Here is a 10,975-nt window from a genome sequence, read left to right as displayed (position 1 = left end):
CGCCGTCGGGTCCGCCGGCAGGGAGTCGGCGATATCCTCTTCACCGGGACGGCGCTGCGCCAACTCGTGCGGGCCGCAGGGGGCTTGATGGCGGATCGTCAGCTGGCGGGAGGCCCTTGAGGCCCTGAGGCACGACCAGCCCGAAGTGGAGGCCGGCTTGCGAACACTCGTGGACATGATCCGACGGCAGCTTCCCACCGGCGACAGGCGTTGAGCCCCGCCCAGCAGCAGACCGTTCATGCGGTCAACGGCTTCGCCTACGGCTGTATCGGCGCGGACATCCACGTCTTCGGTGACGGCGCGCCACTGTACGTCCTTCAGCGATGGCGCCCCGAAGCCCGGCCGAGTCCGTCCTGGCTACTGGACCTGCCCAGCCGCATGCTGAACGCGCGGTTCGCGGTCGTCGACTTCAGCGGGCGCCAGAACGAACTCGCCGACCTGCGCCGCTGGCGCGATCACGGTCCACGGTTGGCGGTCCAGTGGCTGCACGCTCCCGGCGGTCAGGGCAAGAGCCGACTGGCCGCGCAGTTCGCGAAGGAGTCGGAGGCCGCCGGCTGGACCGTCGCAACGGCCGCGCGTGGCCTCGGCGTCACCCACCCGCCCCCCGGGAGCCAGGACCTGCGCACCGACTCCAGCGCCGGCGCACTCCTGATCGTCGACTATGCCGACCGGTGGCCGGCTGCCCACCTGACCTGGCTGCTCAGCAACACGCTCCTGCACCGGGCCACCGACCAGGCGCGAGTGCTGCTGCTGGCCCGCAGCCGAGACCCCTGGCCCGCCGTACGCGCCTCGCTCGCCGACCTCCAGGCCGACGCCTCGACACGCGCCTTACCGCCCCTGGCCGACACCGGCCGCCGGATCGGCGACAGCGAGCGCCACGACATGTTCCGCGCCGCACGCGACGCCTTCGCCGCCCTGTACGGGATACCCGCCTACCTTGTCGAACCGCCCGACGAACTGAGCGAGCCGGACTTCGGGTTGACGCTCGCGGTCCACATGGCCGCCCTGGTGGCCGTGGACCGCCACGCCCATGCCGGCACCGCGGCCACGGGGCCGGACCTGACCGGCCTGACCGCCTATCTGCTGGACCGGGAACGCCGCCACTGGCACACGCTGCACGAGACCGGGGCGCTCGGCACCACCACGGCGGAGCTCTCCCGCGCCGCCTTCGTCGCGGCGCTCACCGGACCGCTCCCTTACCCGGAAGCGAAGAGGGTGCTCGGGACGGCAGGACTCGGTGCCGACGCGGACCGCCTGCTCACCGACCACGCGTACTGCTACCCACCCGGCGCCTCCAGCACCGTCCTGGAACCTCTCCACCCCGACCGTCTCGCCGAGGACTTCCTGGCGCTCTCCCTGCCGGGCCACCACCTCGCCGACCACGCCGCCGATCCCTGGGCCGCCGGGATCCCCGAACTCCTGCTTCCCGCAGCCGAGTCCGTCGGCTCCGAAGAGGGCGACGACGGACTGCCGTCCTATACCCCCCGGGCTCTCACCTTCCTCACCGCCGCCAGCCACCGCTGGCCCCATGTGCTCGCCACGCTGGAAAACCTCGACGCGCGCCTGCCGGAGGACCTCGGCGCGAGCGACGAGCTCGCCGCGGCCGCGGCCGACCTCGCCGAGCGCCTCGCCCCGCGCCGCCTGTCGGCAGCGGTCGACACGGCCGAACGCGCCCGGATCCACCGCGAGTTGGGGCAGCGACTCGACCAGGCGAGCCGGGCAGGGAAGGCCGCCCCGGCGTTGGCGGAGGCCGTGCGGCTCTATCGTGGACTCGCCGCCTCGACCCCCCGGGACTTCGAAGCCCGCTTCGCTGAGTCGTCGTTCGAACTGGCCCAGGCGCTGGTCTTCGCGGATCTGGAACCCTGGGCGCGGAAGCCCTTCGAGAACCTCTCGGCCGACGCCGCACGACTCGAACAGGCGGCCGCGGCGATCCGGGACGCCATCGAGACCTTCCGCCGGCTGGCGGCGGAGAACCCCGCCGAGTACCAGCACCGCCTGGCCGCGACGCTGACCGCGGCGGCCTTCCTCGTGCCGCGGCTGGGACCGTCCGACCTGGCGGTGGCCGCGGCGCGGGAGGCGGTCGACATGGTTCGCCGCCTGGCGGACGAGGCCCCCGACGAATGGGCCGACCAGCTGCCCTATGTGCTGGCGGCCTCTGCCGTGGCCTTCACCGGAGCAGACGCCGAGCAGGCAAGGGCGCTGGCCGACGAGGCGGTCGGCAGCGCTCGCCGGATGGTCCGCGAGGACCCGGAGACCCACCTGGAGCACCTGGTCTTCATGCTGTCCATCCGGGGGTCGGTGCTGCTGAGGCTGGAGCGGGCCGAGGAAGCCGTCGACGCGCTCAGCGAGGCCGCGGAGCTCAGCGGACGACGACCACGAGCGGATCAGGGCAGGGACCCCTGGTACGAGATCATGGCCCAGACGCTCAGCTTCGTGTGGCTGCAGGAGCGGGCCACCGGGGCGACGACCGGGCGGAGCATGGCCGTACAGGTGCTGAGCCGCCTGGCCTACGGCGACACCGCCGGTCGCGGGCCCGGGCTGCTGAGAGCCCTGGTGGGCCTCGAGGGCATGCTCGATCCGACCGCGCACCTCGAGGACGCACTCGCCGTGCATCGCGCGGTCATCCACCTCCTCAGAACGTCGGACGAGATCTCGTACGCGGGGGACGACTTCCTGGGACGGTCCGACGTCCACGGCGTGCTGGTCACGGCGAGCATCCTCCTGGCGAGAAACGGACGGTGGGAGGAGGCCCTGGCCCACCTGGACGAAGCGGCCGGGGAACTACGGGCCGAGGGAACGAGACCTCTCGACGCGGCCCTGGGCGGCGTGCTCACCACCATGACCGCCGACCTCGCCGACCTCGGTCCCGACGAGGACGACGATCCCTACCACCGCATGGCCCGGCCCCGGGCCGTGCGCGTGCTGGGGCGGATCGCCGAGACCTATCGCCGCCTCGCGCGGGACGACCCCGCCGCGCACGAACTCGGCCTCTCCGTCACGACGAAGATCCTGTCCGAGGCGCAGTGGCTGCTGGGACGGCGGCAGGAAGCCGTGGACGCCGGCCGGGAATCGGTCCGAACCCGGCGGCGCTGCGCCGCCAGGGACGGTGGGGCCGAACACCGCGACCAACTCGCCCTCGCCCTGCACCGCCTCGCGGACAAGCTGACGGACACCGGCCACGCCGAGGAAGCGGCCACCGCGGCGCGAGAGGCCGCAATCCTCTGGCGCGCTCTGTCCCGCGAGTACCCCGCCTACTCCTACCGGAGCCAGGGTGTCGCCGAGGCCCTCTACCTCGTCGCCCTGAATCTGCGTCGGCTCCGCCCGGCCGAGGCCCTGTCCGCCGCGGAGGAGTCCGCGACGCTCCTCCGGCGCTTCGCGGCCGACGACCCCGCCGGGTACCAATCCAGCCTCGCCACGGTTGACGGCCTCGTCGCCGATATCCGCCAGGAACTCCACGGGTAGCCGGGGACCGGCCGCTGGTCGAGGCACGCGGTGTCACCGGAGCAGGTCGCCTCGCTGGCTCTGGCCCTCCGCGCCGGGTAGCCGTTTCCAGGACCTGGCGGACCCGGTCGATGCGGGCGGGCTGTACTCGACCGTTCCCGACCTGTCGCGGTCTCCCCACTGCGCGGCGGCTGGTCACCAGGGACCGCGGGGCGTAGCCGCCAGTCCTGGTGCCGAGGGGCCGGGCTCGCTCAGATGCTGAAGCGTTCCCTGCCCAGCAGCGGACGCACCCGGGAGCCGAAGCCGCCGGTGCGGAAGGGGCGTTGCAGGAGACCCGGTCGGAGTCGCTGGGCCAACGCGGCGGCGATCATGCCCTGGTCGAGGGCGAGGACGAAGTCGCTGACGCGGCCCGTGGCGACGTTGACCGAGTCGCGGAAGCCGTAGCGGTCGTCGTAGGCGCCGAAGTCCCGGGCCAGGGCCCCGAGGTTGGCCAGGGCCTCCGGTTCGGCGTAGGGGAGGGCGAGGAAGGAGGCGTGAGGGGTGACCACCCCGAGGGAGTGGTAGCCGTCCTCCTGCATGCCGATCGCGTCGACGCCGTACTCGCGGTAACCGCCCTCCGGGATGTTGGCGGGGGAGAACCCCCAGTAGCCGTACTCCTCCTCGATCAGACCGTGCTCGATCTGGCTGCGGACGTGGCGCCGGTGGTTGGTGCCCCACGAGCGGGGCGACCATTCGGCCTCAGGGACGAACAGCGGCACCATCAGGGCCTCGAACATCGACCCGCCCCAGGTGGGGACGAGGGCACGGCCCCGGTGGGTGTAGTGGCCCTGCCACACGCGTACGCCGTCCACCGTGACGTACCTTCCCTCGGGCTCCTGTTCCTGGCCCATGCCGGGCAGCAGCGTGCGGAACATGTGCCAGTAGTGCGCGCCGGGCAGGCTGCCGTCCGCGATGCCGAGGTAACTGGCCATGCGGGGCTCGGTGTTGAGGGCGCCGTAGTGGTGCCCTGTGGGTTCGCCCTTGCCCGGCCCGTCGGGCCAGAAGCCGCCCCGCAGCTGGCCGGGGCCCGCGACCGGGTCGGCCGGGTCGTACGGCGTGTAGTAGTACGACCAGTCGGCGTCGTCGAGCAGGGCCGCGACGCGCGGGCGCAGCGTGCTGTCGGCGTCGGCGGCGATCATCAGCCCGGTGACCAGCCAGGCGTTGTCCACGCTGGACAGGAACGGGCGGATCGGCGCACCGGTCTCCGGCCAGCTCGTCAGGAGCGAACCGTCGTGGGCGTCGTACCAGTTGAACCAGAACCCGTGGGCGCGTTCCAACCTCTCCACGGCCGCGAGGGTGCGGGCGAGACGGTCGCGCATGGTGGCGGGGGAGATCACGCCGAGACCGGCCGCGGCCACCGTGGACCACAGGCTGCACCCGATGTTGGTCGGGGAGGTCTGGCGGGAGGGCACGGGGGTGCCGGGGCGGCTCACGTCGATCTTGTCCGCGGTGAGGCCGAGGTCCGTGGTCATGGCCTCGATGGACCGGTAGGTGGCCGCGAACACGGTGCTGAGTGTGGGGGAGCCGGAGCTGGAGGCGGCGCGGGGGCGGGGCCCGCTAAGGGCGGTCGCCGAGGCGGTGGGGGCCGCGGCACAGACGGCGGCTGCCGCGGTCGCGGCGGCCGTGAGCAGACGACGACGGTTCATGGGGCTCACTCCTCGATGAGGGCCGATCGGAGGGGGCGGTGCCGTGCGTGTGGTGCGCTGGTCCCCGGGGGCCGGCGGCTCTTCGGGTGCACCGGCCCCGGGGTGCTGGGGTGGGATGCCGGGGCGTCAGGAGGCCACGCGCGGGAGTTCCCGGGTGCGGCCGATGCCGCCGAGCCAGGCGGCGGATGGCTTGGGGGTGCGCTCGAAGGTGACCGGGTCGACCGCGATGAGGCCGAAGGTGGGCTCGTAGGAGCCCCACTCGTAGTTGTCCAGGGCGCTCCACGCGTAGTAGCCCCGGATGTCGAGGCCGTCCTCGATGGCGGCGGCGACCTCGGACAGGGCGCCCGTGTAGTAGTCGATCCGGCGGGTGTCGTCGTCGGTGGCGATGCCGTTCTCCGTGACGATGAGGGGGACTTCGCCCACGACATCCGCGGAGTGCCGCAGCGCGGGGCCGATGGCGGGCGGGTAGTACTCCCAGTCGGTGAGGGTGCGCTCGGCGTCCTCGGGGGTGGGGATCGGTCCTTCGGGGCCGACCCTGGTGCGGGTGTACGCCTGGACGCCGAGGAAGTCGTCGCCGCGGGCCGCCTCCAGGAACACGTCCTCGCGAGGGTACCGGTATGCCGCGGTCACGTCCTCGGCGCCCGGCAGGGCCTGGTAGTTCTGGTTGGCGACGGTCCAGCCGACCTGGATGTCGGCGTCGATGTCCTTCACCGCGCGGACGGCGGCGCGGTGGGCGGCGATGACGGCCTCGGTGGTCGCCCCGTCCGGAGCCGGCGTGCCCACCGGGCCCCAGCCGATGTCGCCGGCCTTCGCCGCCCCCGCCATGACGGCGATCATGTTGGGCTCATTGATCGTGCACACATGGCGGACGCCGCTGCCGATGACCGGCGCGGTCGCGGCCACGTAGCGGGCGAAGAGGTCGACGGCACCGTCGGCGGTCCACCCGCCGCGCTCCGCGAACCAGCGGGGCACGGTGAAGTGATGGAGCGTGACCATGGGACGCAGCCCGCGCTCGATGGCGCCGTCGACCATGCGGCGGTAGTGGGCGAGTTCGGCCGGTGAGAAGTGGCCGGGGGCCGGCTCGACGCGGGCCCACTCGACGCTGAACCGGTAGTCCGTGAAGCCGAGTTCCACGAGCAGGTCCATGTCCTCGCGCCACCGGTGGTAGCTGTCGCAGGCGTCCAGGCTCGGCTCCGCGATCTGGGGGGTGCCGCTGTGCTCCTTCTGCCACCAGTCGCTGTTGGTGTTGTTGCCCTCGATCTGGTGAGCGGCGGTGGCGGCACCCCACAGGAAGTGGGCGGGCAGGGGCAGTTGGCTCGAAGACATGGATGGGTCCTTGGTCCGGGGAGGGGAGTGAGGGGTCGAAGGGGGAGGTCGGTCACCTGATGCCGACGGTGGCGACGCCCTGGACGAAGAAGCGCTGCAGGAACATGAACAGGGCCACCACGGGAGCGATGACGAGGACCGCGCCGGCGAGCAGCAGACCGTAGTCGGTGGCGTTCTGCCCCTGCGAGTACAGCGCCAGGGCGACCGGCAGGGTGTACTTGTCCTCGCTCTGGGCCGCCACCAGCGGCCACAGGAAGTTGTTCCACGAACTGAGGGCGGTGAGGATCGTGAGGGTCGCCAGGGGCGGTCCGCACAGCGGCAGCACGATCCTGGCGAAGGTACGCACCTGCCCGGCGCCGTCGATCCGCGCCGCTTCCAGGAGCGAGTCCGGGATGCCCAGCATGAACTGGCGCATGAGGAACACCCCGAGCGGCGTGGCCAGATACGGCAGGATCAGGGCCGGATAGGTGTCGACCAACTGCAGCTTGGCCACCATGACGAACAGCGGCACGAACGTGACCACGCCAGGCACCATGAGCATGATCATCACCATGGCGAACAGCAGGCGCTTGCCGGCGAAGTCCAGCTTGGCCAGCGCGTAACCCACCATCGAGCAGAACACCAGATTGCCCAGCACGGTGACGACCGCGACGAGAAGGCTGTTCAGGAAATAACGGCCGATGTTCAACTCGCCGAGCCAAGCGGTGTAGTTGCTCACCGTCGGCGACCGCGGAAGCCAGCCGCCCGGGTCGCGCAGCAACTCGCCCTGGGTCTTGAAGGACGACAGCAGCATCCAGACGAACGGCAGCAGCGTCGCGGCCAGCGCCAGGGCGAGCACGAGGTAGGTCAGCGCCCGGAAGCGTCGTGAGGCCGCCGCCGCGGTGGGACGAGGGGGAGTGTCGTTTCGCATCGTCGGGCCGCCTCAGTCCCTGGACCGCAGCAGACGGAACTGGATCACGCTGAGCGCGGCGACCACGGTGAACAGCACATAGCTGGCGGCGGCGGCGTACCCGTACTCGCCGAAGCCGAACTGGTTGTAGGTGAAGTAGCTCACCGACAACGTGGAATCCAGTGGACCGCCCTGCGTCATGACGAACGACTCCTCGAAGAACTGCATGTAGGCGACCGACAGCAGTACGGCGCCCAGCAGCAGGGTCGGGCGCAGCAGCGGCAGGGTGATCAGGCGAAAGCGCTGCCAGGGACCCGCGCCGTCCACGACGGCCGCCTCGTGGAGCTCCGGGGGGACGTTCTGCAGGCCGGCGAGAAAGATCACCATCAGCGTGCCCATGTTCCGCCACGCGGTCATGACGATCAGCGACGGCAACGCCCAGGTGGTGCTGTGCAGCCAGTCTGGCCCGCTGATACCGACCCAGCCGAGCATGGTGTTGAGCAGCCCGTCGGGTTGCAGGACGAAGCGCCACACCACGGCCACGGCGACGATGCTGGTCACCACGGGGGTGTAGAAACCCGTCCGGAACACCGTGCGGAACCGGGTGATGCCGCTGTTGAGGGCCACGGCCAGCGCGAGGGCGACCGCCATGGTCAGCGGGATGCCCACCACGACGACATACCCGGTGTTCAGCAGCGACTTCCGGAACTGCGCGTCCCCGAACAACTCCGCGTACTGGTCGAGGCCGACGAAGTTCACCGCGAACGGGGTCTGCGCGTCCGTGCCCCGGAAGTCGGTGAACGACATCAGGAGGGAGGAGACGAGCGGCACGAGCATGAAGACGCCGAAGACCAGCATGAACGGCAGCGCGAACAACCACGCGGCCAGACCCTGCCGTCGTCGCGCGGCTGAGGCACGGCCCCCGCGCCGGCCGCCCCGCCTGCCCGGGCCCCGACCGGCGCCGCGCTCACCGGCGGCCCGAGGACGAAGGGTGGTGCTGTGAGCCATCCGATCAGTTCCCGGTTCCTATCGACTCGGCGGCGCTCTGCAACTCGCCCAGCGCCTCGGCGGGATCCGCGCCCCGGACGATGCGCTCCAGCTGCGTGTCACCGGCGGCGCCGACCTGCGTCCAGGCCGTGTTGGCCGGGGGCGACATGACGTCGTTCAACTGGTCCCGGAACACCTCGAGCTTCGGGTCCCCGCTCAGCCTCGAGTCGTCCCAGGCCGACTGCGACGCGGGCAGGTCACCCGTGAGCTCGTACCACTCCGCCTGCACGTCCGGCCGGATCAGGTACTCCACCAGCTTCCAGGCCGCGTCGCTGTTCTCGGAGTCGCGGAAGACGACCAGGTCGGAGCCGCCGACGAACGAGGTGCCGCTCTCGTTCCTCGGAAACGTCATGACGCCGTACGAACTGTCGAAGTCGTCGCCACCGGCCTCCCTGAGCAGGCTCATCTCGTAGCCGCCGGCGATGAGCACCGGCGTGCGCCCGTCGACGAACGCGGACTCCGCCGTGCCGGCCTCGGTGGACATGTTCGGGTCGGCGATCCCGTCCGTGAAGAAGCTCTGGTAGTACTCCAACGCCTCGACCATCCGCGGGGTGTCCAACGTCCACGCGGTGCCGTCGCCGTTCATCAGCGACGCCCCGGCCGACCAGATCCACGGCAGCGCGCCCTGGAAGGAGTCGGTGCCCCGCGGAAGCAACGCGATGCCCCAGTCCGCGCCGGCGCGCGTCTGCATCGCCCGGGTCAGCTCGCGAAAGTCCTCCCAGGTCTCCGGTGGCCTCGGGTAGCCGGCCTCCGCGGCCAGGTCCGTGCGGTAGTAGATGACCCGCACGTCCACGTACCACGGCACACCCACCGTGGCCCCGTCCACCACCGTCGGCCCCTTCACGTCGGCGAAGATGTCACCGGTGTCGAGTCCTTCCGGCACCGGCTGGAAGGCCCCGGCGAAGTCGGGCATCCAGGTCGTGCCCATCATCCCGATGTCCGGCACCGTGCCGCCGGCGATCGCGGTCTGGTACTTGTCGTGCGCGCTCTCCCAGGGCACGGCGGTGACCTCCACCCGCGCCCCGGGATTCTCCTCCTCGAAGCCCCTGGCCAACTCCGGCAGGAGCTCGGCCTCGGTGCCCTGCGCCCACACCCGGACCGTTCCGGTGACCCGACCCGACGGCACCGTGCCGGCGGACGCCGGCGAGTCGGTGCCGCCGCGCCCGCACCCGGCGAGCACCACCGGGATGGACCCGCACATGGCCGCGACGAAAGCCCGTCTCCGCACCTCGCTGCTCCTCTCGTGGAAACCGCCACCCGACCGGGCAGCGCGGAACGTCCGATCCAAGGTCGATCTAAGCGCTTAGATTCGGAGCGTGGACGGGACTCTAAGCGCTTAGAAGCAGGACTGTAAAGAGCAAGTACCGGCGACATCACGGGCATGAGTCCCGACCCGGCGGTCCCCGACCGGCTGAGCGGGCGGGTGGGAGGGCCCGCCGGGGCGGCTACCGCTTCGAGTGGCGAGACCTCAGGGCCGCGCGCAGCCGCAGCTCTCGCGCAGCACGACCTGCACCGGTAGGCGGCGCACGATCGGTGGCTCCTCGGGGCTGCTGATCCGGCTCACGAGGATGTCCACCGCGGTGCTTCCCATCGCCTGCATCGGCTGGCGCACCGTCGTCAGCGTCGGCCGCACGACCCGACCCGCCATGACCCCGTCGAAGCCCGTCACGACCACCTGCTCCGGTACCCGCACCCCGCGTTCGGCCAGCGCCGTCATCAGCCTGATCGCGTCCAGGTCGGTGACGCACACGAACGCCTCGGGCAGGCCACCGTCCGCCAGCAGCCGCGCGACGAGGCCGTCCGGGTCCTTCCGCTCGGCCGCCAGTCGGGCCGGCGCCGGGCGCGGCCCCCGGATCCCGGCCGCCCGCAGCGCCGCCTGGAACCCGGCGAACCGCTCCTCGAAGTCGAAGATGCTCGTCTCGCCGAAAAAGCGCAGGTCACGCAGACCGTGCTCGGTGACCAGGTGCTCCGTGAGCGCGCGCATCCCGCCGCGGTTGTCGGCTGAGACGATGCTCAGGCCCTGATGCTGGGGCTCTTCGGAGAGCGCTACCACCGGTATCCGCTGCGAGATCCGCTCCAGCACGTCGTCGGGAACGGTGCGAGGGAACACCGTGAGGCCGTCGACACGTCCGACGATGTCGGTGACCGCCGCGGCGCTGTCGACCTGGCTGCCGCCACCCATCAGCAGGGCGTAGCCGCGGCGCCAGCAGGCGAGCTCGACACCCCGCTGCACCTCGTCGGTGTACAGCGGGTACAGCCGGTGGTCCTCGTCCCGGTCGTCCCGGACCACGGAGACCGCCTGCCCCGTCCGCCCCTGACGGATCGGCTCCACCGCGGCGGGCTCGTCGAACGACTCCGGGAAGAAGTAGTCGAACGAGTACAGGCCGAGCGCCCCGGTACGCCCGTGCGCCAGCCCGCGCGCACTCGCGCTCGGCACGTAGTTCAACGCCTCGGCGGCGGCCAGGACCAGCCTCCGGGTCTCTTCCTTCACCTTGTGGGGACGACGGAAGGTCATCGACACGGTCGCGATGGACACGCCTGCCCGTTGCGCCACGTCGTACACCGTCGCAGCCTTCGCCACGCTCCC

Annotated in this window: 7 protein-coding genes; 1 reads left to right on the top strand and 6 read right to left on the bottom strand. The window is 71.6% G+C overall.

The window, feature by feature from the left end; genetic code table 11:
• Positions 1-378: 378 nt before the first annotated feature.
• The gene (locus ACFWI8_RS11130; RefSeq protein ID WP_387088570.1) at positions 379-3,462 is read left to right on the top strand and encodes a hypothetical protein; all 3,084 of its coding nucleotides are present in this window, start codon (positions 379-381) and stop codon (positions 3,460-3,462) included.
• A 230-nt stretch (positions 3,463-3,692) separates the two neighbouring features.
• Here ACFWI8_RS11130 and ACFWI8_RS11125 read toward each other — a convergent pair whose 3' ends face one another.
• The 6 genes from ACFWI8_RS11125 to ACFWI8_RS11100 all read right to left on the bottom strand — a co-directional run bounded on the left by ACFWI8_RS11125 (position 3,693) and on the right by ACFWI8_RS11100 (position 10,969).
• On the bottom strand, positions 3,693-5,126 hold the full coding sequence (locus ACFWI8_RS11125; RefSeq protein ID WP_387088567.1) for a glucoamylase family protein: 1,434 nt from the start codon (positions 5,124-5,126) through the stop codon (positions 3,693-3,695).
• A gap of 126 nt (positions 5,127-5,252) precedes the next feature.
• A complete protein-coding gene (locus ACFWI8_RS11120) occupies positions 5,253-6,452 on the bottom strand; it encodes a glycoside hydrolase family 1 protein (protein ID WP_387088564.1) in 1,200 nt (399 codons plus the stop codon).
• A 52-nt stretch (positions 6,453-6,504) separates the two neighbouring features.
• Entirely contained in the window at positions 6,505-7,362 is an 858-nt protein-coding gene (locus ACFWI8_RS11115) for a carbohydrate ABC transporter permease (protein WP_387088561.1), read from the bottom strand.
• A 12-nt stretch (positions 7,363-7,374) separates the two neighbouring features.
• Positions 7,375-8,349, bottom strand: a complete 975-nt coding sequence (locus ACFWI8_RS11110; protein WP_387088558.1) for a carbohydrate ABC transporter permease — start codon at positions 8,347-8,349, stop codon at positions 7,375-7,377.
• A gap of 4 nt (positions 8,350-8,353) precedes the next feature.
• Positions 8,354-9,616 (bottom strand): sugar ABC transporter substrate-binding protein, encoded by a 1,263-nt coding sequence (locus ACFWI8_RS11105; RefSeq protein WP_387088555.1) that lies wholly within the window; start codon positions 9,614-9,616, stop codon positions 8,354-8,356.
• A 240-nt stretch (positions 9,617-9,856) separates the two neighbouring features.
• On the bottom strand, positions 9,857-10,969 hold the full coding sequence (locus tag ACFWI8_RS11100; RefSeq protein ID WP_387088552.1) for a LacI family DNA-binding transcriptional regulator: 1,113 nt from the start codon (positions 10,967-10,969) through the stop codon (positions 9,857-9,859).
• Positions 10,970-10,975 lie beyond the last annotated feature (6 nt).

The sequence above is a fragment of the Streptomyces sp. NPDC127098 genome (assembly GCF_042722465.1).
Lineage (GTDB): Bacteria > Actinomycetota > Actinomycetes > Streptomycetales > Streptomycetaceae > Streptomyces > Streptomyces millisiae.
This window is presented reverse-complemented; position numbering and strand designations above follow the sequence as displayed.

What these genes read in the sequence shown, in the direction of transcription:
- ACFWI8_RS11130 (WP_387088570.1), top strand. Translation starts at nt 379, where the DNA reads ATGCTGAACGCGCGGTTCGCGGTCGTCGACTTCAGCGGGCGCCAGAAC.
- ACFWI8_RS11125 (WP_387088567.1), bottom strand. Translation starts at nt 5,126, where the DNA reads ATGAACCGTCGTCGTCTGCTCACGGCCGCCGCGACCGCGGCAGCCGCC.
- ACFWI8_RS11120 (WP_387088564.1), bottom strand. Translation starts at nt 6,452, where the DNA reads ATGTCTTCGAGCCAACTGCCCCTGCCCGCCCACTTCCTGTGGGGTGCC.
- ACFWI8_RS11115 (WP_387088561.1), bottom strand. Translation starts at nt 7,362, where the DNA reads ATGCGAAACGACACTCCCCCTCGTCCCACCGCGGCGGCGGCCTCACGA.
- ACFWI8_RS11110 (WP_387088558.1), bottom strand. Translation starts at nt 8,349, where the DNA reads ATGGCTCACAGCACCACCCTTCGTCCTCGGGCCGCCGGTGAGCGCGGC.